The 26,436-nt window shown below is 62.5% G+C and carries 23 protein-coding genes; all 23 read right to left on the bottom strand.

The window, feature by feature from the left end:
* Complete coding sequence (locus SR858_RS11375; RefSeq protein ID WP_019920909.1) at positions 1-855, bottom strand: hypothetical protein; 855 nt, start codon at positions 853-855, stop codon at positions 1-3.
* The gene (locus SR858_RS11370; RefSeq protein ID WP_026637109.1) at positions 852-3,341 is read right to left on the bottom strand and encodes a phage tail tip fiber protein; all 2,490 of its coding nucleotides are present in this window, start codon (positions 3,339-3,341) and stop codon (positions 852-854) included. The genes SR858_RS11375 and SR858_RS11370 overlap by 4 nt, the downstream gene beginning before the upstream one ends.
* Complete coding sequence (locus SR858_RS11365) at positions 3,338-4,828, bottom strand: serine/threonine-protein kinase (protein ID WP_019920908.1); 1,491 nt, start codon at positions 4,826-4,828, stop codon at positions 3,338-3,340. The genes SR858_RS11370 and SR858_RS11365 overlap by 4 nt, the downstream gene beginning before the upstream one ends.
* A complete protein-coding gene (locus SR858_RS11360) occupies positions 4,825-10,242 on the bottom strand; it encodes a tape measure protein (protein WP_084669860.1) in 5,418 nt (1,805 codons plus the stop codon). Before SR858_RS11360 ends, SR858_RS11365 begins: the two co-directional genes overlap by 4 nt.
* 67 nt (positions 10,243-10,309) lie before the next feature.
* Positions 10,310-10,573, bottom strand: a complete 264-nt coding sequence (locus tag SR858_RS11355) for a phage tail assembly chaperone (protein ID WP_019920904.1) — start codon at positions 10,571-10,573, stop codon at positions 10,310-10,312.
* Positions 10,574-10,641: 68 nt separating this feature from the next.
* Positions 10,642-11,142, bottom strand: coding sequence for a hypothetical protein (locus SR858_RS11350; protein WP_019920903.1), 501 nt, complete (start codon positions 11,140-11,142; stop codon positions 10,642-10,644).
* A 130-nt stretch (positions 11,143-11,272) separates the two neighbouring features.
* Positions 11,273-12,451: a phage tail tube protein gene (locus tag SR858_RS11345; RefSeq protein WP_019920902.1), complete on the bottom strand. Its 1,179-nt coding sequence runs from the start codon at positions 12,449-12,451 to the stop codon at positions 11,273-11,275.
* Positions 12,452-12,517: 66 nt separating this feature from the next.
* The gene (locus SR858_RS11340; protein ID WP_019920901.1) at positions 12,518-12,940 is read right to left on the bottom strand and encodes a phage tail terminator-like protein; all 423 of its coding nucleotides are present in this window, start codon (positions 12,938-12,940) and stop codon (positions 12,518-12,520) included.
* Complete coding sequence (locus SR858_RS11335; protein ID WP_019920900.1) at positions 12,937-13,335, bottom strand: hypothetical protein; 399 nt, start codon at positions 13,333-13,335, stop codon at positions 12,937-12,939. Before SR858_RS11335 ends, SR858_RS11340 begins: the two co-directional genes overlap by 4 nt.
* Positions 13,335-13,709, bottom strand: coding sequence for a hypothetical protein (locus tag SR858_RS11330; RefSeq protein WP_019920899.1), 375 nt, complete (start codon positions 13,707-13,709; stop codon positions 13,335-13,337). The genes SR858_RS11335 and SR858_RS11330 overlap by 1 nt, the downstream gene beginning before the upstream one ends.
* Entirely contained in the window at positions 13,706-14,080 is a 375-nt protein-coding gene (locus tag SR858_RS11325; RefSeq protein WP_019920898.1) for a hypothetical protein, read from the bottom strand. Before SR858_RS11325 ends, SR858_RS11330 begins: the two co-directional genes overlap by 4 nt.
* Positions 14,077-14,595: a DnaT-like ssDNA-binding protein gene (locus SR858_RS11320; RefSeq protein WP_019920897.1), complete on the bottom strand. Its 519-nt coding sequence runs from the start codon at positions 14,593-14,595 to the stop codon at positions 14,077-14,079. Before SR858_RS11320 ends, SR858_RS11325 begins: the two co-directional genes overlap by 4 nt.
* Before the next feature lie 9 nt (positions 14,596-14,604).
* The gene (locus SR858_RS11315) at positions 14,605-15,855 is read right to left on the bottom strand and encodes a sialidase family protein (RefSeq protein ID WP_154819796.1); all 1,251 of its coding nucleotides are present in this window, start codon (positions 15,853-15,855) and stop codon (positions 14,605-14,607) included.
* Positions 15,852-16,730 carry a hypothetical protein gene (locus SR858_RS11310; protein WP_019920895.1) on the bottom strand — a complete coding sequence of 293 codons (879 nt, stop codon included), beginning with the start codon at positions 16,728-16,730 and terminating at the stop codon, positions 15,852-15,854. Before SR858_RS11310 ends, SR858_RS11315 begins: the two co-directional genes overlap by 4 nt.
* A 67-nt stretch (positions 16,731-16,797) precedes the next feature.
* The gene (locus SR858_RS11305) at positions 16,798-17,169 is read right to left on the bottom strand and encodes a hypothetical protein (protein WP_019920894.1); all 372 of its coding nucleotides are present in this window, start codon (positions 17,167-17,169) and stop codon (positions 16,798-16,800) included.
* Between the two features lie 54 nt (positions 17,170-17,223).
* On the bottom strand, positions 17,224-18,549 hold the full coding sequence (locus tag SR858_RS11300; RefSeq protein ID WP_322534563.1) for a P22 phage major capsid protein family protein: 1,326 nt from the start codon (positions 18,547-18,549) through the stop codon (positions 17,224-17,226).
* A 169-nt stretch (positions 18,550-18,718) separates the two neighbouring features.
* Positions 18,719-19,498 (bottom strand): DUF6651 domain-containing protein, encoded by a 780-nt coding sequence (locus SR858_RS11295; RefSeq protein ID WP_154819795.1) that lies wholly within the window; start codon positions 19,496-19,498, stop codon positions 18,719-18,721.
* Positions 19,499-19,650: 152 nt separating this feature from the next.
* The gene (locus SR858_RS11290; RefSeq protein WP_019920891.1) at positions 19,651-20,055 is read right to left on the bottom strand and encodes a M48 family metalloprotease; all 405 of its coding nucleotides are present in this window, start codon (positions 20,053-20,055) and stop codon (positions 19,651-19,653) included.
* Positions 20,056-20,923: 868 nt separating this feature from the next.
* Positions 20,924-21,985, bottom strand: coding sequence for a structural protein (locus tag SR858_RS11285; protein ID WP_019920888.1), 1,062 nt, complete (start codon positions 21,983-21,985; stop codon positions 20,924-20,926).
* On the bottom strand, positions 21,982-23,412 hold the full coding sequence (locus SR858_RS11280) for a DUF4055 domain-containing protein (RefSeq protein WP_019920887.1): 1,431 nt from the start codon (positions 23,410-23,412) through the stop codon (positions 21,982-21,984). The genes SR858_RS11285 and SR858_RS11280 overlap by 4 nt, the downstream gene beginning before the upstream one ends.
* A gap of 14 nt (positions 23,413-23,426) precedes the next feature.
* On the bottom strand, positions 23,427-24,752 hold the full coding sequence (locus SR858_RS11275; protein WP_026637104.1) for a phage terminase large subunit family protein: 1,326 nt from the start codon (positions 24,750-24,752) through the stop codon (positions 23,427-23,429).
* The gene (locus SR858_RS11270; RefSeq protein WP_019920885.1) at positions 24,721-25,197 is read right to left on the bottom strand and encodes a DUF2280 domain-containing protein; all 477 of its coding nucleotides are present in this window, start codon (positions 25,195-25,197) and stop codon (positions 24,721-24,723) included. Before SR858_RS11270 ends, SR858_RS11275 begins: the two co-directional genes overlap by 32 nt.
* Positions 25,198-25,227: 30 nt before the next feature.
* Positions 25,228-25,797, bottom strand: a complete 570-nt coding sequence (locus SR858_RS11265) for a putative metallopeptidase (RefSeq protein WP_019920884.1) — start codon at positions 25,795-25,797, stop codon at positions 25,228-25,230.
* Positions 25,798-26,436: the final 639 nt, after the last annotated feature.

Here is a 26,436-nt window from a genome sequence, read left to right as displayed (position 1 = left end):
TTAATACCCTTCGATTTGGAGTGGAGCGGAATAGATGTCGAAACTCGATGCGCTGATGGCGTCGATATTTGCAACGCGGCCATAGACCATGTGCTGCTGTTCGAGCACCGGGTCGGCGTGTTCGGGGAACAAGCTGCACAGCAGTGGGCGCACTGTTCCGCATTCGTCCACGATGCGAGCCAGGCGCGCGCGGTCGTGCCGCGTCAGGAATTCCAGGTTTATGTTGAGCAGCCGGTGCCGGGTACCGACATTCGTTTTGGCGGCACCGGCAGCAGTTCGATACCCCTCGCTGGTGTCCACTGCCGTCAGGCTGGCGCCGTAGCTGGGGTTGTATTCCGGCGCCCAGTACATGCCGGCAACCAGGCGCGAGATCTCGATGTACCCATCCGGGTTGTCCACCGACGACAGCTCGATCACCAGCTGCCGCACGCTGACCGGCTCGAACCAGGCCACGCCGTCCGAGCCGCCCCCGCGCGCCCAGGTATTCACACCGCCCCATGTGTAGCCGTTCCAACCCAGCGGCAAGTAGCCGAATGGTGAGTCCCCCAGCGGCGCCTCGGGGCATGGGAGCATCACGCCGGTATCGATCACCGGCACGGCGTCGCCGACGCGCTCATACCCCCGCACGCGCATGCGCGCCGAACTGTTCATGTTCGTGCGGATCGGTGCCACGCAAGCGATGAGTTCCTGCGTCGGCCACGTGGCCGTGATCATGACGCTGGTGCCGACCGCGCGCAGCACCGCCGACCGCTCGTCGCGCTGCAGGTTCGCGGGGCCGAGCGCGCCGGCCTGACTCGATGCCGTCAGCACCGCGCGGTCGACGGCGTTGTCGTGCAGGATTCGTAGATTGTTCATTCCGTGGTCACTATCGTCAGGGTTTGATTGAGGGTCGAGACGCTTGCTCCGAGCCCCCCGGAAACTGGATTGAATGTCACCGTTTTCAGGTTCCGATCCGACAGCACTGCGCGATAGGTTCGATTTTCGCTACTGCCGGCATTGTCGGTGTAGGTGAATGAACCACCCATCTCGCGCTGGTAGAATGACAATTCCGAGGCTATCCCTGAGTTAGTCACTGTTGTCGAGCCTGTGATGATGAATGTTTGAACGAGCGTTTCTGCGGCCGTCCCGATGGTGCGATACAGCCTCACGGTCGCGCTGGACTCAGGCCCGGATACTGAATAACTGCCCCCATCACGCCCCCTAAATTCCAGGTAGTTGTAGCTACATACGACCGCAATCGCGCCGCCGTTGGTGCCGAACGGACCGTCCACCAGTTCAACGTTCGCAGAAATGGATGGATTGGTCACCGCCGTGCGCAAGGTGCCCGCCGACAGTGCGCCTCCAAAATAGCCGGCACCGCTGCGCTTCAGGTAAAAAATGGCATTCGTATCGTTTTTTGTTCCGGCGCCGGCCCACATTGCGTACACCGGATCGTCAGGCCCCATCTCGATGCGAAAACCCGCTCCTATGCCGGTGTTCACGTTGCCGGAGAAATTGGCGCGGCCGTTCTCTATCGAGAACCCAGGAGCGTGCAGGGTCCCGTCCCCTTCCACCTGGAGATATCGCCCGGTGCTAGGGTTGCCCAGCAACAGCCCCTCAGGACCCAGGTAGTAGCCGGTACCGTTGTTGGCCGGCCAGGAGTAGCCGGTGTACGCGCCACCGGCGATGTTGCCGCGCAGGCGCACGCTGTTGGCATAGAAATCCCCACTGCGCTGCAGATACCAGCCGCTGCCATTGGCGCCTGGCGCCCAGTTGCTCGACCAGATGTCGCCGGCAATTTTGGCGTTGGTGATCGAAGCGTTCTGGATGAATGCGTTGGCGATGTAGGTGCCGATCGGGATGGTGACGCCATCGATCACCGTTTCCGTGGTGCGCACGATGAACGGCACCGAGGGCGCCACCGGGCCACCAGAAGGACCAGCGATGAAAAACGACGTGGCGCGCACGCCAAAATCGATGCGTCCGCCGCCGCCGATCAGCTCAAACCCGCCAGCCACACCATCCGCATCGAGTTGCACGGCATACCGCGCCCGCGCACCATCGAGCGCGCTGGCCGTGGCGTCGGCCAGCACTTTCACGGCTGCATATTTATCGACCAGACCTGTGATTGGATCGTTGAGGATTGCCTGCGCCTGCTGGAGAAATGAGGCCGCCGCCGTAGCACTGCCGTTAGCGGCGGTGGCCGAACTGGCGGCCTGTCCCGCGTAGGTGCCGGCCTGGCCGGCATTCGTGTTCGCCATGGTGGCCGAGCCGCTGGCCGCCGTCGCCGACTGGCCGGCCGCATTCGCAAAGCCCGATGCGCTGCTGCTACTTTGTGCTGCACCGACAGCGCTCTGCCCAGCACCGTTTGCAGCCTGCACGGCCAGGTCTTTCGATCTCGATGCAGCCGCTGCCGAGGTACCCGCGTTTGTTGACGACTGCGCCGATTCGGCAGCTTGCGACGTGGCCTTGGCGGCATCCGTCTCGGCTGAGATCGCTGACTGCGCGGACGCGTCGCGATACTGGACAGCCAGGCCGGCGGCCTGGTCCGCAGCAGCACGCGCGAGTTCAGCAGCAGCCGCTGACTGGGCGGCGCTGACAGCATCACCGAAAACATCCTCAAGCTGTTCGATCTTGTCAATTTTCGCTCCCAGGTCGGCGTACAGCTGCGACTCGGTGATCTGCCCTGTCAACACCTGGAGCAGGTGCTCGACCTCGATGGCCGAAGCGCCTACTGTACCGGTGCTGTTGTTGAACGGCCCCGGGATCGACGCGCGCGAGACGTACCGGATCCAGTAGTAGAGCGTTTTGCCCGGCCCCACTGGATCGGTGAATTCGCGCGCGTCCGCGCGCGCCACCGGCGCGGCCTGGGCAATGTCGTTGACGGGCGCGCGCCAGATCTCGGTGTAGTCGAGGTTAGCGTAATTGGCCGGCGCAGCGGCCCAATTCAGGCGAATCGCGGCCGGCTGGCCGGTGGTGGCCAGGCCAGTCGGCGCCGGCGGCGGGCGCAGGTCGAGCGCCTGGCGTTTATCCACGGTCTGGCGATCGAAATAGGTCAGGCCGTCGATGACCGTGGTGGCCGTGACCGTCACGATGCTTGAGGTCATGTCCTCGAATTTGAGTACCGCGTCGCCATTGGTCACAGCCAGCGCCACCGGTGGCTCCGACGAGAACATGATCTCGCCGACGGCGCCCAGCATCAGCGCGGAGAACGTGATCGTCGCCGGCGCTGGCTGTCCGGTCAGCGACACCTCGAACGTGGTCGAACTGGCCGTGATCCGCAGCGCGCGATCAATGGGCGCGGCGTAGCGCGGCACGGTGTTCATGATCAAGTTGTCGCGTTCGCCTACGATTGCCGTCATACCATTACTCCTACAGTTACACGGCCGGTCAGCCAGTTTCGTTGCATCATCACCACCACACCCGGCGCGCCAGCAGCCAGGCCCCAGCGGTCGTCACGTAGCACTACCGGCGCGCCCAGCTGAAGCACGGCCAGCTCTGGCTCTCCGTCCAACTCATAAATGGTGCGCGGCACGCTGCGCAGCGCCAGGCGCCGCTGAGCCTCGCCGCGCGCGTCGGCCCGGGTTTTCAGGCATGTTTCGATCTGCACCGGATCGTCCGTCAGCCGGTACCGCGCCTGCACCGCCTCGTCCACCACCGTCTCGGTCAGCCACTCGGTGGCGTACAGGTCGGCGTGCCACGGGAGCAAGCCTGCGGCCAACCCAGTCTGCACCGTGTAGTTTCGGTCGAAAGCAATTTTTACCGCGGCTACCACCGGCAGACGCTCGGCCGGACGTAGTGAGTTCGCCAGCATCTGGTCGGGACCGATCTCTACGGGCACGCCCCGCGCCGGCAGCGCGATCTGAATCAGGCGCAGCTGCCCAGTGGCCGACATGACCGCTTGCGCACCGACGCTGGCGGCCAACTGCTGGATGGCCAGCGCTTGATTGATACGATCGGCCACATACAGGCCGACCGGCTGCGTGTGGGCGGCATCGAACGCGGCGAGATTGGTCAGATCCAAGTCGGCGTCGGTGAACCGGTCGCCCGGCTTGCCGTACGCCGTGGCGATGCGGCGTACCAGCGGCGCGATGCGGGGCGCATACCCGCTGCCGTTGTCCCCCAACACGCTACACGTGATGGTGTTCCCGTTCGGATTGAGCAGGAGCTTGAAACTGCCTGCAGCGAAATTGGCATCGATTGCGACAGGCTTTCCGTTGTAGCGGGCCTCGCTGCCGTATTCAATCCCACCCATAATTCCTTCGACTTGACAGCCGAAACCATATTCGAGTGTCCCGGGATTCTTCAACAATGGCGTGACGTTGGAACACGCGCCGAACGGAATCGGCAGCACCGCGTCCTTATTGGGCGATGTGCCGCCCAGCTTGGCCTCACTGATTGGCGTATTCAGGCGCTGCAATTTGTCGCGCAGCACCAGGTTCACCGTGTCGCGGCTCGAACTGCCCACGTCGTCGACGATGCCGTCGAACACCAGCCGAAATTCCGCGCGCGGCCAGGCCGGGTCGCCGGACCATGCGCGAATGCGGCGGTTGCGCCACACGTCGCCCAGCCAGCTGTCGAGCGCGCCGTCGCCGTTGTCCAGCTCGATGTCGCCGCTCGACAGCGAGGCCTCACCGGTCAGGCTGACCTGCTCGGTGAACGCTAGGCCGCCCTTTGCAAGGGGCAGATAGACCGTGTTGGCCGGCAAGTCGGCCGGTCCGGTGACGTACTCACGCGAGGCGATGTAGCGCGTCACCTCGGCGCCGGCCACATTCACCTCCGCCTCGATCAGCACCATGCGCACTGCGGCTGGGTTTTTCAGCCAGGCCATGAATTGCTCATCGGTCATGCGTATTCTCCTTTCACAGTAGATGTCCAGGCCGAGACCTTGGCCGACTTCTCGACGCCATCGACCACCTTGTCAGCCGCCTGGGCGTTCGCACGCTCGTTCGACTGGATCATGGCGCCAGTTTGTTTTGCCTGGTCGGCGCGCAAGCCCTTCACTTCTTCCTGCAGCTCCTTGATCGCCGCAGCCATCACCTCCGTGCCAGCATTCGACCCGGCCTGGTACCGGCTGAAATCGATCGCCGGCGCGGCAGCGACAGCCATCGCCGTGACGGCTGGGGCATTCGTGAATTTCCCGCCCATGCTGTCGGTGACGCCCATCGCGGTTTGCAGGTTGGCGATGGCCTGGGCCACCGTCAGCACGCTGTCGTTGATGGTGATAAGGCCCTTGACCTGCGCCTCGAGCGCATCGTAGCTGGCCTGCTGCAGGTCCACCTGCTGGCTCGCCCACTTGACCGCCTCCTGGTTGGCTGCGACCACGCGCGCGTAGTCCGCCGCATATTTGGCGTCCGACGCGTTGACCACCTGCGAGGCCGTCAGGAACGCCTGCTCGGCTGCCGACAGCCCGGACTGCGCCGTCGTGTCGCCGGCGTTCGCGGCTGCCAGTGTTTTCTCGAACTGCGCCCGTGCCTCGGCGTATTTCTGCTCCGGCGTGAGGGTGGACTGGTTGCTCAGCGCAAGATTGCCGTTCAGGCCGTTCAGCGTGGTGACCCACGCTTTCGAGCGATCGAGCGCGGTCTTGGCCGCCGACGATTCACGGTCGTAAGCCGCAGACAGTGCATCCTTGGCCGACACCACCGCCTTGGCTGCCTGCACGTGGTCGAACAGGGCTTTGTTGACGTCGGCGATGCCGGCGCGCTGGATGACCAGCAGCTCCGCTTCGCTTTTCGTGATCTCATCGAGTTGCTGCAGCAGGTCCTTGCGCTCGTCTGCAATTTCCTGCTCCGATTTGGTCAGATCCTCGGTTGCCGCGTGCGTTTTTGCGAACGCGTCGGCCAGGGCCAGGAGGCTCGCGTAGGTGTCAGCGCCGGCCGCAGTTGCCAGTGCGCCGCTGTTGGCGAGGCCAAGCACGACATCCTTGAACTTGTCGCGGGTGTCGATGCCGGCATAGCCCATCGCGGTCAACTGGTCCGTTACATACTTCTGTACCGGCGCCAGCCGTTCCGCTTCAGTCAGGAAGTTGTCGTTGAAACTCGACTGCTTGCTGGCCAACTCGTCGATACCGCCGGCGAACTCAATCAGGCGCTCCCGCGCCATGATGCTGGCCATGCCCACCTGGCCGAAAGACGTGCTACTCGACGCCAGGATGGAATCGAGGTTGGCGTAGTTCGATGCGATACGCGTAAGCGTCTCAAGCGGCCCTTCCCCAATTTTGGCGAATGCATCCAGACCCGAAACAGCGTAGCTGGCCAGGTCATCACCCAATTTCGAAAACACCGATTCCAACGTTTTCTGAATTTCCTCGGTATTCATCCCCTTCAAGCTGATCTTGCCGATGTCGATCACGAAACCATTGAGTCGCTTCGTGAACTCGTCACCACCCAGACCCAACAGAGCGGTTGCAGTCTCGACACTGGCGGCGATGCTCGAGATAACCATGGTGAACTGAGCATTTGCCTCACTGCCCAACCCGCGCCAATCCGTATCCCGTTTCGTACTGCCCAGGAGGCCGCCAGACTTTTTGATATCGGTGTACTGGAACGAGGCGACACCGCCGTCCAGCGCGGCGCCGAGCGTCTTCGGATCGATTTTGAACCCGGTGTCTTCCACCGAAGTCTTTCCACCGAAGACCGAGCTGGCCAGCTTCCCGCCCCACCCTCCGAGCGCCTGATCGAGCTTGTTCAGCGCCAAACCGAACACACCACCGAATACCAGCTGAAAAGTCGAGTTGTTGACCAGGTTCTCTGCCGAACTCTTGCTGCCGGCCGCAGTGTCTCCGGTCAGCCCAGCGTTGCGCACCAGTACGTTACCGAGGCCCGACAGCGACGACTGAATCCCCCGCAGGGCGGCCAGCATGCCCTGCGTGTAGCTCAGTTCGATATTGCTGTTGCCGGCCACAAGCTCCAACGACCGTTTGATCGAATCCGATTTCGCGGTGCTGTCGCCGAATACAGAGCCGGTGCCCTGGGTCTCTTGGCGCTGCTGCGAGACGGATTTACCGCCACCGCCACCACCAGCGACTGCAAAGCCGAGAGCCGCCATCGCCGCCACCATGGCGGCCATGCGCGCCCACGCCGAATACGGGTCACCCTGTGCCTGCGTTGCTACGGCGACGGCCGCAGCGGATGTGCCCTTCACCGTGTCAGCAGCCACCTGCGCAGCGGTGCCGGCTGCAACTGCTGCGGTCTTGGCGCCCTCGCCAGCAACGGTTGCAGTGGTGACCGCGCCGATAGTGAACAGCTTCTTCACCATGGACTCAATGGCCATCGCCATTTCGAACGCACGGAATGCGCGCTCGGTCGCTTCCAACGCTTTGTACCCCTTCGAGTTCTCTTTGAAGAAGCCTTTCGACGCCGCCGCCATATCGCCGTACGATTTGATCTGCGCCTGGGCGCTTGCCTTCGACGCAGCCATTTCTGCCTTGGCGATCTTTTCGGCGCTGCTCTTCGGATCAGCCCTCACCGCTGCCAACTGCGCGGCCACCGCCTGCTGCTGCACGGCGTAGTCGGTCAGCGCCGTGGTCAGGCCCCCGATGGCGGCACCCACAGTGCCGAACGAAGCGGCCATACCTTGGGCGGCCGACTTGGCCGCGTTGTCCACGGCGACCAGGATATCCAACAGTTCCTTGGCTTTGGCGACGTCGGAGCCGGTATCGAGCGCTTCGATCTTGGTCACGGCAGCGACGTTGCGCCGCTTGGCCGCGATCAGCGCCTCAAGGTCAGCAATTTCCTGTAGGGTCAGCGCACTGGAAACCCGCTGCGCGTACTGGCTTTCCAAGCGCGCCAGTTCCATCTGTTCGATGGCCGCTTTCGACATCCCGTAGGTGAGCACCAGTTCTTCGTTCTTGGCTGCTTCGTCTTGTGCGACCAAGAGGGTCTTCGCCACCTGATCTTCGTGGTCCTTTTGCATTTTCGTGAAGCCGGCCAGGCCTTCGGCTGCCGCCTTGTTAGCGGCGATCACGCCATCAGTGGTCGCAACTACAGCAATCAGGGCGCGTGCGCGCTCAATGTCGCCGGCGTTCAGCTTCGTCTTGCCGGTTGCCACTTCGGCGTCGAGTTTGATGGTCAACTTTTGCGATTCGGACAACTGGTTATAGCCAGCCATTTCGAGTTCGTTCGCGGCGATCTTTTCCTTAATGTTGGAGATCAGCGTCTTGTAAGCGTTTTCTTCCTGGGTTAGCGCCGAAGTTGCCCCCTTTTCCTCGTACTTCTTGTTGATGCGTGCGACAAGGTCGTCATAATCGGCAGTCTTCCCCTTCAGATCTTCGATAGCCTTCAGCTCGGCCAATCTCTTTTCATTGTTGGTCGCCATTTCCTTCCTCAATCCCTTGACGCGCTCGTCTATGCTTTGCTTGTTGATAGCCACTTCATTTTGTCGGCTCTCAACAAGGCCGCCCTCAAGGAATTTCAGTTCGGCAGTCAATTTGGCCCGCTCTTTGTAGTAAGCGACCATATCTGCCCGAGTGCCGCCTTTAAAAGTATCGCCAAGCACACCAAGGGCCGATTTCGTAGCGTCAATTTGCTGAGTAACTGGAAGTTCTTTATTGGCTTGGGCAACCGGAACGCCTTGGCCTTTGAGTTTTAGCAGAGCACGTTGCTTCTCAAGTTCTTCATCAAGCCCTTTAAGCACCTTGTCCTGATTCTCGCGGAACGAGTTCGCGGCTTTTTCACTGCCCTCTTTCGCCTTGTTACCCCAAAGCATCCAAGCTGTGGCACCCAAGGTCAGCGCGGTGATCACCGCGCCGATGGGGCCGCCAAGCGCAGCAAGAATGCCAGCACCGATGCGACCAGCCACGGAAGCAGCACCGGTGGCGGTCGCTAGCGCGGCGTTGGCGGAGCGCAGCCCCATGGTTGCCGCAGCGGCGGCGCCTGTAGCGGCGGTCTCAGCCTCACGCGCGGCAATGATCCGCGCCGCGCCGGCGGTTGCGGCCGTTGCAGCCGCCTGCTCGTTGGCGACGCGAGTTGCTGTCAGCGCGGCGTTTTGGGTCGCAACTGCGCGATCAATAGCCACAATCTGAGAGCCGAGCTTTTGCATTTCCGCAAGGCGCTGAGCGCGCCCGATGCTATTGATTTGCGCAGCAAGGCGTACTTGCTCAAGAGCCATTTCTTGGCGAATGATCTGAGCGGTGGCGACGTACAGGGCCTGGCGAGCTGCAACTGCCTGCTCGGAAGCTGTGGCGGCAGCAACAGCACGCAAACGCTCGTCCGCAACCTCAGCGCGGACTTGCACCGTTCTTGCCCGGGCATTGCTTTGCCCAATAAGCGCGGCCTGCTGCTCGGCAGCGGCACGGCTTGCCGCAGACTGAGCGGCCAACTGGTTTGCCTTACTCTGCTCGATGCTTGCGGCGGCATCCTGAATTTTTTTCTTGGTGGACTCGACTAATGCGGCGACCATCTTGCCGCCATACGCGGCAGCCGCGAGCAAGGCAACCTCAACGATAGTGCGCATGTTTGCGGCGAGCGTCGTCAACACTGTGTTGATATTCGACACGGCGCCGCTGGCCTGAGCCTGTACGCCGACAAGCTCAACAATACTGTTTCTAAATACCGTGAATGAGCCCCCGATGGTCTGAACTTTCTTCGCTTCTTCGCGGACTTTTTCCAGTGCATTTGGCAAAACCTCGGCCATGATCTGCGACGTGATTTTCCCCTCGGTTGCCATGTTGCGCAGTGCGCCGATCGGAACACCCATGCCATCGGCTAACGCTTTCATAAGGCGTGGCGCGGCCTCATTCACCGCGTTGAATTCTTCGCCGCGAAGTACGCCAGATGCAAATGCCTGGGAAAGTTGGAGCTGCGCAGACGCCGCCTCCGAAGCAGTTGCGCCTGACACCGCCAGCGCCAGATTGACTGTCTCAGTAATGTCGGAAACCTGCTTCTGCGATTTTCCCATCTCGCGTAGGCTATTTGCGATTCGGGCATAGAGCGTACCGGTCGAGCCCAAGTCCTGCTGCGCCGCCGTGGAAATTCGGCGCACATCTTCCATTGCTTGGTTGTATTCAGTTTGTGAGCGGGTCGCCAACCTGATTTGCGCACTGAACTTCGTGTACTCGTCTGCCATCTTAATGATGCTACCGATGCCGGCACCAATACCCAGTAGTGCGAGCGCGCCCGCCAGCTTGCGACTCGCCGATTCGAGCGCGTTGGTCTGCTGCTCGGCCCGGCCGCCGGAGTCACGCATGCGGTCCATATCGCGGGCGGCATTGCGCGCTTCCAGCGAATTGATGCGGATTGCGAGGGTGGCGACATCAACGGTCATGGGAGGCCCAATAAAAATGCCGCCTCGCGGGCGGCTGGTAATTCGGTGTAGGCGGCACGCGGCCGCCCTACTCGCTAGTCAGGAAAACCTGGTCCAGCGCGTCGACGCATTCGCCCTCGAACGGCGACAGGCGGATGCCATGCCGCCGCTCCCAGGCCATCACCTGCTCGTCGGAAATGGGATTGGCTGCCATGGCGCCGCAAGTGCGCTTGGCGCTCATCTGGCAGAAGTATTCCCAGACGTGCACCAACTCATGCGGGATCGGTGGGGTGTCGAGCTGCGGCGGCGTGATGCCGGTCTGCTCCAGCACCTTCTCCAGGTGCCAGCGCAATGTCTTGCCGTCTTTCTGCTTGGCCGAAAGCTTGAGCGACGCCTCGGCGTGCTCAAGCAGCTGCCGCTTTAGATCGCCAAAAAATTGGCGTCCTTTTCCAGTGCGGCGATGATGGCGTCTTGCCAGGTCGGGAACTTGTCGAAGACGGCCTTGAGGAATTCGCCGGTCACCGGTACCGGCTGGCCAGCACTTACGAAGCCAGGCAGGCCGACGACCACGGCCATAGCGATTTTCTGGTTGCGGTCTTCGCCCAGGTCGAACAGAGTGCCGGCGCCAACATCCGTCTTGGCGTCGATCTGCTCCTTTTTCGTCTGGCTGCGCTTGATCGCGCTGACCGAGGTGGCGCGGATCACATCGCGATATTGGGTAGAGTTCTTGCTCACGATCTCGAAGCCGGCCTTGTGATTACCGTCATCATCGAACAGCACGCTGACCGTGAAGGTTTTCTCGATCGACTTGGCATCGGGCGCCAGCAGCAGGGCGATATCGAAGCCAGCGTCAAGGATCTTGGTGGCGGCGTTGTGAGCGGTAGCGACTGCGGTGGTTTCGGTGTTGGTGATGGTGTTCATGGATAAAACCTTTCGTCGGATGAATAGGTGCCGGTGCCGGCCGCTGCGCCGACGAAGGCGACAGCGTCCGGTCCGTGCTGGGGTGGCTTGCGCCGAAATGAAAACCCGGCGCGCGGCCGGGTCGGATGGGCTACACCAGGGTGGTATCCTGAAGCAGGATGGTCGATTTGCCGGCGCCGGTGCCAGCGGCATTCGGGCCCGCCGTGTAGTCGTACTGGCGGATAATCTCCTTGTCGCCCGACTCGCCGCCGCCGAATACTTTCACGTACGGCATGGCGATGACGAACGCGCCGCCGATACCATCGTCGAGGCGGTTGATCAGCGAGATGGCCTGCTCCTGGTCGAAGTAGTCATCCATTTCGCCGTTCTCGTAGTACACGCTGATCTGGCCGCTGACATCGATCATGTCCATGAAGACGTCCGGCGTGACGTTCGCGCCAACCACCTTGCCAACTGACGCATTGCCGTTGATGTCGAGGCTGAAGTTGGTGCAGACCTTGGTGGCCTTGCCGTTGATGATCGCCAGGCCAGAAGGCGTGACCAGCATGTCGCCACCGCCAGGAGCGGCGGGGTTGGTGAAGTACTGTGCCACATCTTTTTTGCGGTCTTGGCCCATATACGCGATTTCGGCCGAGACTTTATCATCGGCAGCCAGTCCGATGTTGATAGAGGCCACGCGCTGGCCAGTGAAGCGGTAGGATTCTCCCACGGCGCTGTACCATTTCTCGATGGTGTAGCTGTCGTTGGTGTGACCGGTCTCAGGGATGTAGGTAATCTTGCCAGGTACGGTCAGGCCGATGGCCGCGGCGCTGGCGGCGGCCACGACCGTCTCGGCCACGGTGATCTCGGTGGCGGTGAGCGCGATGATCGTGTACAGCTTGCCGTTGTTCGCAGCGGCGCCGGCGGTGAAGCCGCTGAATTTGACCAGCATGCCCAGGGCAAGGCCGTCGGTGACCCACGAGCCAGCGGCGCGGACGAAGTGTGGCGCGGCGGCCGAGGCCGTCACGGTCAGGTTGGTGAGCGGCCCCACAGCCGTCCAGTCCCGACGCACTACCGAAGCGAGCTCGGAATCGATCAGGCCCAGGGCCAGCTCGACGCCGATGTTGCCGTCGACGGTGCGGCCGCCGTGGCGCGCCATCGGCCGCTGCGCGTTGGTCTGGATTGCGGCGGACTGGATTTTGTTCTTCTTCAGCGCGATGCTGTCGCTGACTTTGCGGAACTCGCGCGCGCCGGTGGCGCCGGCCAGCGTGCCGAACACGGCCTCCTTCTTGCGGATGACCTTGGTCAGAACTTGGGTTTGAATAGGCATGGTAGAACCTTTCGGACGAAAAAAAAGCGCCCGAAGGCGCTGGTGGATGGTGCGATGTGCGGCGGTTTAGCTGAAGTCGTCAGCCGAGTATTTGATGGTGATGGGTGTCATCCAGAAGCCGGCGCCGTCGGGCCGCGAGGCGACAATCGATGGCGTCTGCATGATGCGGACGTTGAGGCCCAGCTTGGCGATAACGGTCGGACACTTGAACAGCACCTCGATGGCTTTAGCCAAATCGTCGGCGTCGCCGGTGCCCTCGTTCTCAGGCAGGAACACGCCCACCTGATACATGCCGTGGTAGCGCCGGTGCTGCGCGCCTTGGCTGGGGTCGAGTGTTTCCGCCGGCATCAGGTCGGCACGCAGGTGGCGCTCGCCCGTGGCCGGCACCTTGCTCCGGTTCTCAAGGAACACCGGCAGCGGCGGCACCTGCGCGGCGGCCCAAGCCTTGAGGTGACCTTCGAGCGCGGAGCGGATGATCTTGTTGCTCATTGCAGGCCTCGGACGTAGTTTTCCAGCGCCGCCGGCAGGTTGGACAGGGTGACGCGCACCATGCCGCTGGGCGCTTGCTGACTGTAGCCGTATTCGAGCTTGCCCGCGTACGGCAGGTTATTGACGACCCAAACCTCGCCGCCGGCTTTCACGCCGACCGTCTGGCCGGCGATGCGCGCGATCGCGGCGGCGCCAGAGGTGTCGAGCGTGGGTAGTGTGCCCTGCGGCAGCACCTTGCCGAACTGCCAGTTCCCACGGAAGCGCCCGGTGTCCACGGGCGAACCCATCACCACGCCCTGCGCCACCAGCACGATGGCCATGCGGTGCGCCTTGTCGATGTTGCCGCCAGTGTGGCGGATAAAGTTGGTCAGGTCAGCGCTGAAGGATCCAGCCATCAGTTGCCTCGCAGTTGCAGGGTGTAGAGGATCACGACGTCGGTCGGCTCGAGCTTGGCGACGTTGTGGATGGCGAACCTGGCGCCGTTGATCAGCACCAGGTCGCCGGTGGACGGCTCCGGCAGCGGCTGGCCGGTCAGTTGCAGCGGCGACAACAACAGCTCCTGGTCACCGGACTGGATCAGTTTGCCGTCGATGCGCTCGGCCACATAGCCGAACTTGACGCCGGCGGCCGCGAAGTCGGTGATCGTCTGTTCGGGCTTGCCCGTGTCAGGATCGTCGTCGCCCAGCACGATCCGGCGCAGTGTGACCGTGCCGCCCTTCTTGCGCAGCTTGCCGTCGGTCTCGCGCGCTTTCTTGGCGTAGTCGGTCATGTGGTCGCCTGGAGGTAATCATGCGGCGGCGTCTTCGGGAAGCGCACAGCCTTGATGGTGGCCTTGCCGTCGATCAACGCGCGCAGCACGCGGTGCCACCCGTCCATGATGAAGCCCTCTTCGCAGAGGATGATCGGGTAACTGGTGTCCACGTCCAGCGCGCGGCGCATGTGGAAGGCCATGCCGTAGGCGGAACCCGTCGGCGTCCAGACATCGACACCCGCATAGATCGCCGCCAGCGGCAAATCGAAAGGTTCGATGTCCTTGGCGCGCGCCACCAGGTTGGTGACAGTCCAAACCTTGCCGCCGGAAGTGTAGGTATTTTCGTGCACAGCGCAGCCTTCGATGTGCACCACAGGGTATTTGCTCATCCGCGCACCAACTTGATCATGCCCGCGCCACCGGTCGCGCCGAAGAACGGCGCCAGCGCGGCATCCACGGCCACGAAGCGCTCGCGCGCCTCGGTCGTGTTCTGGAAGTATTCCGTCTCCAGCGGACCGGTCTTGTCGCGCTTCACGACGTTCGAGCCGGTGTCGAGATCGGGCATCAGCTGCTCGCCGCGCCCTGCCCGCGCCGCCAGGTCGATGCAGGCGCTGACAACCTCAGTCGGCACGACGTCGCTGCGGACAGGCCACCCGTCAACGCAGACGTCGTAGCGCGGCCAGTCCAGCGCTTGGGTCTGGTGGACGCGCTGGCCGGCCCAGCGCAGGCGGTAGTTCGTACGCATGAACCGGGTCGCGTTGCGGAGCGCGACTTCTTTGTCGGACTCATCCAGCGGCGCCCAGTAGGTCACGCCCAAGGCGGCCAGCTGGCGATCAGCCTCGGCCACGCTGGCATAGCTGTCAGCATCCGGCAGGCCGGCGCCGGTTTCGATGATGAGGGGCATCTGCGTTCCTTACGTAGGGTTTACCAGCGTTGCGCGCATCAACGTGCTACCGGATCCGCCGACGCTGTGGCGGCAAGTTGCTACGATTCGATTGTTGGCAAACGGGCCAAACACGCGGCCAAACCCGTAGCCGGTAATGTTGGGAGACTGCACCGGGATATCGTAGTCCAGGCGCGACCATGCAGATTGCCCTGGGTGGAGCATCGGAATTTGCACCTTGCGACTGCCAGTTTGAGTCTGCACGACAGTACCGCCGACGAACAACGGCTTGTCAATGCCGACGCCAGTGCGCTGCATGTAGCCATTCACACCGCCGTAATAAATCGTGGTGCTGATGTGCGCTACCCCCAACTGCCGGTAGCCTGCTCGCGGGTACATCACGGCAGCGGTTGGCTGGTTGACGTCAGGGCTGAACAGTACGCAGGTTTCGAGAGGCGCCACGCTGATGTACTGGATGGTGCTCGCTGAGCTGGGTGCATTGGTGTCGTATTTCGCGGGGTTGGGCAGTCGGTTCCACGTAACGCCACGATCGTCGCTGTACACGACCTGCGCAAAGCTAATGCCTGCTACGTCTTTGCCTTGGCCGGTGTTATCGCCGTACATCTGGTAGATGCGATCATCCACCTCGTCGTAGCAACTCCCGTGGGTGTGCAGGCCGGACGCGTACGGAAATCCCCGCGACGTCGCATAGGCCACCAGGTCGAAGACCTTGGTCCAGGTCTTGCCGAAATCGGTCGAGAGCATACCGAAGCCGCCGCGCGTTGCGTCGGTAGCTGCGTTCGACTCGCCGCCCAGCGTCTGCGCGGTATTGGAGTCGATCAGGTACACCACGCCGTTGGTGCCCGAGCAGAAATCGGTCAGCGAGTATTGCGGGCTGAATATGCCGTTCGTTGCGGTCAGCACCTTGGTCCACGTGGCCGTGGCAGGATTTGCTGACCAGCCCAGGGACAGGTACAGCGCCGAGAAACCGCTGCCGTTGGTACAGGCAACCAGCACCTCGCCGTTGAACATCTCGTGGATGCCGCCCACCGTGTGGTTGGTGACGCCCTCGGCCGTGAAATCATGAACGTTGGTCCACGTCGGCGTACTGGCTGTGGCCAGATCCAGGCACATTTTGAGGATGTTGCCAGTCGAGCCGTAAAATCGAGCGCCGTTTTTAGAAATGCCAATCACAGATGCGCCCGGTGCGATGTATTCGACACCGGTCATCGTGTACTGAGGATTGGCGCGGGGGGTTGCTGCGCGGACGGTGCGGGTCATAGCGTGATCACTCTCTCGACTTCTACAAATTGGCCGGTCACGGCGGTAGCGGCGTTCTGTCGTGCGTAGTACTGCATCTGGTCGTTGTCACTGAACATTTCCTCGCCGGGGTTGATCAGGACGGGCGCGCTGAAATCGGGGTTAGGATTGTTGAGGTTGTCGGCATCGCGGTAACCCAGCGCGATCTGTGCCGTGTTGCTGGCAGGGCTGCGGATAATCAGGCTGGCACGCCCCAGCTCGGCCACCGCCACGCGGTTGAACGTGTTGGTGTTGTTGCCAGCGACATCGAATGTCTCGAACGTGCGCAGCGTAGCTGGTGCGGCCGTCGGCGTCACCGCATCCGCCTGAACCGATGCCAGGCCGGCGCCCTGCGCGTTCAGCGTGGTCACCGTGCCGGTGTACGGCGTGCCAGCCGGCGCGGTGATGACCTGTGGATTCGCGGTCAACTGCGTCACGTTGCCGTTGATGTCGGTCCAGATGTTGCCGGTGGTCGCGGTACTGCCTGCGGCACCGGGCGTCCAGGCCAAGCTCACGGCGCCGGCCATCGCGGTCAGCACGGGCTTGGCGGGCTGTCCGGGCGCGGTTGGTGCCGGCGTGGCCGAGATCGTCAACACCGCTTCCTTCACCGTGGCGGCGATCGAGCCGGCCGAACAGGTAATGTGGATTTTCTGGGTATTTTCGTACGGGCCAATGGCCGCGAGAGCGCCCGCGCCGACGGTCCACGACCGCAGCGAGTTGGTACCGCCGAGCGCCTGGTCCAGCAGGTAGGCCACACCGGAGGTGCCTGGCGCGCCGGTCAGGACCAGCGCTTTGCCCTCGGACAGCATGATGGTCTTGGCGGACTCGCCTACTTTGATCGTGGTGGTGTTGGACATTGGCTATCTCGGTGGCGAAATTGAAAAAGCCCGCGCGCGGCGGGCTGGTCGTGATGCTGGTGGTGCTTTACTTCTTCGCGGATTCCGCTGCGGCCTTTTCGGCCGCCTTGGCAGCAGCCTTGTCGGCGGCAACCTTGTCCGCTGCGGCCTTCTCGGCAGCGACGCGCTCGTCGGCCAGGCGCAGAGCTTCGGCTTCGTTGGCGCGCGCTTGGTCGGCCAGACGGTCGCGCTCGGCGTCCATTTCGCGTTCGCGCGCCAGCAGGCGCTCGTGAGCGGCTTGCAGCTCGGCGACGGGGGGCGCGCGCTCGACGACGCCCATGCCCTGGTCGGTGCCGTCGTCGTACAGCTCGTGCACGTCGGGATTGAAGTCGGCCTTGTCGATGACGACAAAAGCGCCCTGGGTGGCCGGATGGGTGGATTTGACTTTGATGGTTGGCATTGCGTTCTCGCAGGTTGCCCGGCGCCTTGGCGGCCGCCGGGTGATGTTGAAGGATTAGCCCAGCAGGATGCCGATGTGCTCGTCTTTCGCGGCGCCTACACCCCAGACCAGCGCGATCTCGTACTGCACCTGGCGGTACTGCATGTACATGCTGACCTCGAAGGACAGGCCGGAAACCGGATCGGTGATGATGGTACGGTCAGCGGCCGAGTCGCCCTGCGCTGGCAGCGCCGGAACACGGGTCGCCAGCACGATTGCCGAGCGGGCGAAGAACAGGTTGCGCGCCGCGACGTTGGCGACGGTGATCGCGGTAGCAGCGGCCGGGATCGCTTGCAGCAGACCAGGCGCAGCGATGGTGATGGTGCCGCCATCCGCCGAGCTGGCGTCGCCGGACGAAACCACGTACTTGTTTTCAGGGTCGCCGGCGATGCTGATCACGTCGCCCGCAACGAACGAACCGGTACCGGCGGCAGCCAAGGTGATGACCGTGGTGCCAAAGGCGTAGCCGTTTGCATTGGTGGTGGCGCCGGCAGCAGTACCCTTCGCTGGGCGCTTGATCTGCGCGGACTGGCGCAGCGCCAGCCCCTGCAAGCGATCGGTGATGCCGTCGCGCAGCATGTCTTCACGGCCGGCCTTCTCCACGTTGAAGAGGCCCGACTGCTTGCCGCGCATGTTTTGCATCGCGGCCGAGCCCAGAACCATCTGGAAGTCGAGGCCTTGGGCGCCGTTGTCTTCCAAGATGCGCAGGGCACCGGCGGTGTCGCCGAGGTCGTTGGCAATGCCGAAGGGCGCGGTGCCCGGGGTGCCGTAAGCGCGCGAGGCCTTGACGTGCAGCGCGGTCAGGTCCGATTCGACTTCATTGCACAGCGTGCGCATGGCCTGGGCGAACTGGTCGCGCAGGATGATGTTGTAGCTGTTGCCGCTGTTATCCAGTGCCAGCTTTTCTTCGCCATTCCAGCGGATCGGCACGCGGCGCGCCTTGGTCAGGGTCACCGACTTGTTGCCGATGTTCTGATCGCCGTCGTTCGGTGGAGTCACGGCTGGCGTGATGTCGGTTGCGGTTGCGGCAGGAGCGACAGGCGACGTCACGACTTGGCCGACGGCAGCGCGGGCGAACGTCATGTCAGCGGACACGGCCGGGATCATGCCGACCTGCTCACGCGAGACCACGTCCATCGCGTTGTACAAGGTGGTGATCAGGCCGGTCAGGTTATTCGGGCCCAGCACCAGGCCAGTCTTTGCGGCGTAGTTCCAGACGTGGGCCTGGACCAGTTCGCCTACGACCTTGACGCAGAACGCAGCTTTATCGACGCAGGCACTGGCGCCCTGTGCCGTCGAGGACATGGCCATCGCAGCCAGGGCTACGAGGGAAATCAACATTTTCTTCATGGTGGAATTGCCTTTAATTGGTGGTTTGAGGTTTTGAACAGAGAGGCCATCCAGCCCAAAAGCACCGACTTGCCCATCCAGGCGCCGGCAAAGCACTGCGGTACTGCTGAAAACGAAGAAGCCCGCGCGCGGCGGGCCTCAATTACTGCGTGGAAGGCGATCAATCGACGATCGCAGCGCCTTCCTTCATTGCGCCTGCACGGGCCATGGGGTCCATGGCGTCGTACGCTGCGCGGGTGATCTGCTTCTTGCCGTCCGGCGTTTTGCCGCCGCTGCCTTGGGCGCCGCCACCGGATGCGCCGGAGCCCGCGAGGATCTGATCCTTGAACGGGCAGGCGGCGACGAGCTGCGCGAGACCTTCATCGAAGTCGGCGATTTCACCAGGGCGGGTCGGCGAAAAAATCTTGTTACCAGCGGCGTCGTAGGGAACCATCTTGCCGTCTTCAACCTTGAAGTTGTTGCCGAAGTAGGCGCGCGCCATCTCAGGCGGGATCGCCAACTGGCTTGGGTGCTTGGCTTCTTTATTGAACAGCTTCGAGCCCGTGAAGCCGCCGCCGATCATGTGGTTATTCAATTCGTTGGTGCGCTTCTCCAGCGTTGCGGTCAATTCTTGCAATTGCTGGGCGCTGGCCTTGGCCTGCGCTGCAACCTGCTCCTGCGCGGTCTTGGCGGCGGCATCCTGGATTTCCTTGACCTGTGCTGCCGTCTTCAGTTCGCCGGAGCTCAGGCTCTTTACGGTGTTCAGGGCGGCCAGCGCTGCCACGCCGTCTTCGATGCCGTCGAAGCTCTTCAGCTTCGCTTCCGCTGCTTCGGCGCGCTCGCGATGGCCTTTGGCTTCACCGTTCAGCTTGCCGATGTTGGCGATGGTCGTGTCAGCGTCGAAGGGCGCCTCGGTACCGTTCGCGTGGATGAAGATCGGCATCTTCTTTTCGGCGTCCATTGCGATGGTGCCGTCGGCATTAAATTTGAATGGCATGGTCTGACTTTCCGGGCATCCGCCCTATCGATGGCCTTCCGGCCGTGCACCGCGTCGCGTCCGCTTGCGGCATAAAAAAAGCCGCTCGAAGGCGGCTTGGTGAAATTCGGGTTTGGTTACATTTGCTCCAGGCGCTCGGCCCGGGATAGGTCATCAGGGTGACTGGACAGCTTGCGCAGCGCGCTGGCCATGTGGCGGCCGTGCCCATGGGCGACCGCGAAGTCGTCGGCCTCGATCTCCTGCCTGCGCCGGCGGCGCGCGCCGGGATTCAGGAACAGGCAGCGCAGCGCCAGGTTGGTCCATACGTGCAGGTGGTGCCGGTGGCCGTGCTCGTGCGAAATCACCGCGGCTATTTCGTCACTGGTCAGCAGCTCAGGCAACCAGGTCGGCAGCCGCGCGCGGAAGCCGTCGAAGTGCGCCTGATGCACCGGCAGCACGGTGGCGGCCAGTGCGACCATGAACAGGTTGAACCCGACCCAGCCGACCCACAGCCAGCAGATGATGTTGATGACTATGTGCATATGGCCCGGGCATAAAAAAACCGCCTCGAGGGCGGTCTAAAATGGTGTGAAAATTTTGGCGCTTGAGGCAATATCTGTCGGCCATTCAAGTAACCATTCGTTCACTGAACTGGCGTCGAAGTGGTGTCGGTTGTTGACTTAGGTGGGGGGCTTTGACTCGACATTGCGTCCTGGAGGCGCTTCAAACCCTCACTCACTACAATATTTTCCTGCGCAACCCATAACTTCGGCGCAGCGTACCCCAAGAGGATGGAGAGCGCCACAACCTTCGCCAGGGTGGACACGTTCTCCTGTAATGCTCCAATAAAATAGAGAGCAACAACCAGTCCGAGAATTGCGCCAAGCGCCATCCTGAGAAAAATCCAAGTGCCCCGTCCAAACGCCTCCAAGTGCGAGACTATTCTGACATTCCCAGCCCTTGGGATCTTGTGAGGATTTATAGTGAGTAGGATTGCATGCGCGAAGCTGCCAAGCGCAGCTCCTAAGGGGCAAAAGATCAATAATGCCAAATCGTAGTTCTTAAGCCCTAGTCCCAGGATTAAATCATTCATCGGCGAATGCGTGAGTGAGTTAAGGAAACAACTATTATAACTATAACAGGAGGGCGCGATAGTCCTTTTGCTGGCTACTCATAAGATAACGACACGCTGCCCTTTAAGCAGGCAGCCCACACAAAGGACCTGCCGCGTGCCGCCCTTTAGCTTTCGCGCCTGGAGCATGGCGCCGATCACCGTCTCGATGAATTCGCGCCCATGGCAGCGCGGGCACTGGAGCATGCCGGCCGGCTTGCTGGCGCGGGCGCTGCGCAACTTTGGCTTATCAGGTGCTGGCGCGGCTGGAACGAGGTGTAAGGTCATTCCGCATGATATCACTGGGCAAAGGCGCTGGCATCACGCTCTCGCAGTTCCTTGAGCGATGCCATACGGCCCTTGTCGTTCGTGAAGTCCTTCACGTCGAATTTGCCGGCGCGGTACAGGTCACCGCGCGCCGCGCCGATGACATGGTCCTGCACCTCAGCGCTCTGCCGCTTGAACCAGTCCGCATAGGTCAAGTTCGCATCGACCGGTCCGCCGGCAGCAGCACGCGAGCCGTAAAGAGTCTTCTGCCCCTTGAGAAGCGCGATCGACGACGAGCGGCAGCACCAATGGATGCGGCCTGGACCGGATCGCCACGGCAGATCGTGGCCCACCGGCTTGTGCTCGATCTTCGAATACAGCTTGTGGTCGCGAGCGCGGCACTCGGGGCTAGTGCGGCCGTCGAGGGTGCTCACCCACATCTCGTCGCCGAGAATGTCGTCGTTCTCTTCCGTGAACCGCTTGCGCGTGATCTGCGCGGTGTGGCTCAGGGCCGTGCGCACCACCGCGTCGACTTCCCGGCGACTGGTGTCGAGCAGGCCGTCGGCGTAGTTCAGGGCGCGCGTGCCGCGAATCTCGCGCACGATGTCGCCCGTGGTTTTGCCCTGGGTATAGCCCACGGCGATAGTGTCCTTGACGCGCTGCAGGCGGCTGGCCGACAGGTTGGCAGCCCAGTCCTTGAGCAGGCGGCCCTGCATCGGCTGCGCCATGGCTGCCGCGTAGACCTGCTCCGGTACCACGCTGGCGATGCTGAACGTGACCGGCACGACGTGCTTGTACAGGTCGTACTGGAACTGGCCTTCGTATTCCACGTAGGCGGCCAGCTCGTCGGTCATGCCGCCGTACAGCGCGGCGTAGGCTTGGGTGTTCACCTCCCGCACGCTGGCCAGCAGCTTGTCCAAGCGCTGGACCTTGAACGAGTCCGCGTCCATATCCTCCAGCGCCGCATTCAGGGCGCCAATCAGATCGGCATCGGACAGGTTCAGGATCCGGATCATCTTCGCCAGCACGTAGTTGCCGTACTGGGTCATGTTCACCTGGTGGCGGACAGTGTGGTCGAGCAGAGGATCGATCATGGTGCTTTAGGCTTGGCCTTCGGTGGTGGCGCCGGCGGCGCGTCGGGGTCCGGCATGTTGCCCAGCGCCGGGCCCTGCGCGTCGATCTTCTCTTGTTCCTCCGCCCAGGTTGCGTCCGGCCGGACAATGCCGCGCCGTTGCAACTCACCGTAGAACGACTCGTTGGACAGCTTGCCGGCTTGGTTGGCCTTGAGCAGCAGCTCCGCGCTGGCCTCTGCCAAGGTGGCGGCGCCGAAGTCTTTGAACACGGTGATGTGGCCGCCTTCGGCCTCGCCAACCCATTCGGCCATGAACTGCAGCGCCTGGTCGCCCGAGTCTTCGATGTTCTCAGCCACCTTCTGCAGCGCGCAGGCGCCCTGCTCGTTGTCGGCCAGCGTTTGGGTCTCGGTCACATTACCGGGCTTGATCACCAGCAGCTCGGCGCCGGCCTGGCGCATGCGGTCCTCGAGGTCGAGGATGGACAAACGGCCGGCATCGATCGCCTTGCCGCTGTGCTCCACGAACTTGAGGTCGGCGTCAGCGCGATCTGTCTTGATCATAGATCCGGCGCCAACGGCAATGGTGTCGGTCGATTCGAGCCCTTTGCCGAACAGGATCGGCACGCGGGCGACGTGCAGGATGTTCTGCTGGTCGCTCTTGCTCTGCCAGTGCTCAACGTTGGCGTAGGCCAGCTCGAGCAACGCCGGCCGGGCTCGCATGAAGCCCAGGCGGTTTCCATAAACCGGCACGAACGGGATGCTTTTGATGGTGGTCACGCCGCTGTCGTGCGGTGCCCAGTCGTCTTGCTTGTTGCCGCCCTCGACCTTGCGCCAGGTGACCCAGGCGCCCCGCGTCAGCACGCGCACCTGCTCGACCTCTTTCGTGGCGAAATCGCCGTCTTCTTCGGTTGCGGTTTCCAGTAGCCGTAACTGCTTGAGGCCATCCTTATCGGTCAGCCAGCCCAGAATGTTCTTGGGGTGGATCTGTACGAAGTACGGCCGTACGGCAGCGGCCTGTTCCTCGGCCTTGGTCACGTACAGCGCCTTGCCGTCCTTGTCTTGGGTCGGAGGGTAGTCCACCAGAATGCCAGAGAAACCGTAGCCGAGCGCTTCCTGGCCGACCTCAGCGAGGAAGGCATGCAGGTTGCGGCCCTGGCGGTCGACGTCTTCGAGCCACTGCTGCAGCTTCGCCGGCACGTCCTTGCCCAGCGTTACAGGCTTGCTAAACGGCTTGGCGCCCAGTACCTCGATCGTGCGCTGGTACGCCGGGAACAGCGTCGCCACCTTCAGGCGCGTCTCGTACGATTCCTTATCTTCCGCCGGCCAGCGCGGCATGTATTCGACTGCGGCCCGCATGGCCTTCGTGCCGCCCAGCAGCGCGTCGATCAGGGCGCAATGCTCGTTCAGCGCTTCGGCCTCGGGCGAGCGTTTGCGTACTGGGTGGGTCATGGGAATCCTTGCTGTTACAGGCGGAGCGGAGCCACACTGGTCTCGCGCTTGGTCACCGGCCAGCGCTTCGTGATGAAGTAGCCGCCGGCGTCATTGCCGTGGTCGAAGCCACCCTTCTTGTCGGGCTGGCCTTTGTCGTCGTACACCTGGCGCTCCAGGCTGATTGTGTATTTCGGGCACTTCGCCGTGTTGACCAGGAAGCGCCGCTCGTCATAGGTGTTGCACAGCATGGCGTTCACGCTATTGATCCGATCCTTGACGGCCGGGTTGCTATGGTCCACCACCACGGCGAACTTAGCGGCGCGCAGCAGCGTCAGGTCCGATTCGCTCGCCCCACTCGACTTCCGGTTTTGGCCGGATGCATCGGGGTAGACCGAGATCGCGTGCTGCTGGCCGGCCTGCTGATACTTCGCCTTGATCTTCTCGATCATTGCCGGGGTGTCGAACACCTCCATGAACTCGTCCACCGCGCGCGGCATGTCGTCGCGGATCACGAAGACCACGGCAGCCATGTGCGACACGTTGAAGTCCATGCCGATGTGCAGGGCGTCGCCGGGCCGCACAGTTTCGTCGGTGTGACTCTTCCGGCGATCAAAGCAGTAATAAATGACGCCCTGATAGTTCTCGAAGCTGGCCAGGTACTCTTGGCGGAACGAGCGCGGATCCATCTTGCGGCGCGCCGCCTCGATCTCTTCCGGCGGCACGTTGCCACCATCGACCGACGTGTACAGCCAGCTCTTGTGGTCAGGCTCACGGCCCCGGCCGTCGAGGTAGCTGTCGTAGCAGTGGTTGAAGCCTTTCGGCGTGCCGATGCGCAGCGCGTGGCCACCAACCCGCTGCTCACCCTGAATGGTGAATTTGCAGGTGGACAGCATCGGACGGAGCACCTCCTCCCAGGCCGCATACACGCAGTCGGCCCATTCATCGACCAGCGCAAAGAACAAGCCGGAGCCGCGCAGGTTGTCGTAGGCATCCAGGCCGACGATACGGATAACGTGGCCGGCCTTGGTCGTGATCGAGCACTCGGTTTCGTTCGGCTTGCTGGCGCGCCAGCCGGGAGGGATCGCCTGCTTGAGGCGCTTCCAAAACACGCGCTTGGCCTGCTTGAAGGTCGGCGCGCAGTACCAGATCTCATCCTCGGTGCTGACGCCCCACTCAGCGGCCAGGCGCGCAGCTCGGCGAATCTCAGCTTTGCCCAGGAACGTCTTACCGAAGCGACGGCCGCACACCGCATCGCGGAAGCGGGCCTTCTTTTGCCAGCCCCAGCAGTAAATGTTCGCCTGTTTCGGCGTGAGCGCGACAGGACCTTCAGAGAATCGGGCTGTCGGGGAGGTCTTCATCGGGCTTCAACATGTATTCTGGCGCGGCCGGGATGCCCTCGCCGTTGTCGCCTGGTGCTTTGGGCGTATCGAGGCGGCGGTTGACGTACATGTCGCCCACTTCCTTGGCGGCCTGCTCGATAACCGACACGGCCAGCGCGATATTGCGCATGCCCTCGGCCTGCTGCGCCATCCGGGCCAACGCACGAAGGCGGAAGGCTCGGCTGGCGATCGGAATCTCCGCGACCTCTTCGCGGAACTTGGCGCGCGTGTCGTTGAACACCGTGCGCCACTTCTCGCTGAGGTTGCGACCTACATAGCAGTTCGGGTCGTAAGCGGCCACCTGCTGCCGCATAACGTCGAGCCCGAACTCCTCTTTTACTGCCTTCGACACCTGCGTCGGCGTGTCAAAACAGGCCAGCGCTTGGACGATGAACAGCTTCACCTCGTCTCGTAGTGCTGCCATAAGTTGCCATCCGGTAAAAGCCGCGTAAAACTATGCGACCTTGAGCAGACAGGTTCCGCACGCCCTCGCGATGTTGAGTTTGGAGACCTCCGGCGCGCTCCTGGCGGCGTCGATCATTCGCTGCACGTCTTTGTTTGCGCCGTAGCGGCGGACCACGCCGACGAACTCCTCGACATCGTGGCCGCGCATACAGAGCTTCGGCAGTCCATCCTTGGTGAAGGCGGGCGATCCGAATTCATCGAACTCCTGGCCGATGTGATATAGCTCGTGTTCGACCAGCGAGCAGAACTCAGCGTCGCTGCACTTCAAGCAGTGTTCGGCGTCCAGGGTGATCAGGTAATCGGGAACGGCGCCGAACCAGTCGACCATCTGCTGTTGCTGGCGGCCCTTTTGCCACGGTCCGCAGCGGAAGATGACTTCCTCGCACTGACCCAGCACGGTGCGGCCTTGTTTGTTGAAGCTGCCGGGAGCCCAGAGGAACTGGACGTCCGCGTACTCCAGGTGGGCGAAGTCGGGATTGTGCAGCTGGCCGCCCTCGGTGAGGATCTCGGCCCGGGCCCACCTGAGCACTTCCGGCGCGGGCAGGTAGCGGGCGGTCATCAGGTCTATGAAGCTTTCGGGGGGCGTGGGCCTGCCGAGCCCAAAGGGTGGAGATGATCTCTTGCCCAAAGTACCACCTCCACTGCTATCCTATTGCACTGGAGCTACTTCGCTCCACCACTTCTTTCAAGGGCAAAAATGACTAATTCATCTAGCAGCGATCCGATAGAGCAACTTGAGTTCATCACCGAGGTGAGGTATGAGACTCTTTGCGACAGCGAATTTGAGGCATACACGATTGAGATTTCGGAAGACGTCACCAAAACAAAGAAATCTGGGTATTCAATGGGAAGTAGTAGCACTCGCACGGTGCATGCAACACGCTTGGCACTTACCTCTCACGAAGGGACTGTTAAGTTTGGTCCGGGTGACTCCTTCGAAATCAGCGTAGCAGGCAAACAGCCCGTAACGCTGTCCCGAAAAAATAACTAGCGTCGCCGCCCGCTCCTGGCTGGGACCGCCGGGAGCGATGTTCTGCACCCGGCGGCCGGACCCACCTGGTCATGTTTCGTCGGCGATCTGCACCCGCTTTTGCAAGCCCTGCCGCTGGGGTGCGATGGCAGGTACGCCCGTGTTTCAAATCCGATCCAGGTCAATCCCAGGCCCGCAGCACCACGACAATTACAACGCCCGCGAGAA

It is taken from the genome of Duganella zoogloeoides (assembly GCF_034479515.1).
GTDB classification, from domain to species: Bacteria; Pseudomonadota; Gammaproteobacteria; order Burkholderiales; family Burkholderiaceae_D; genus Rugamonas; species Rugamonas zoogloeoides.
Note: the sequence above shows the minus strand (reverse complement) of the source record. Positions and strands in the feature narration are given on the sequence as shown.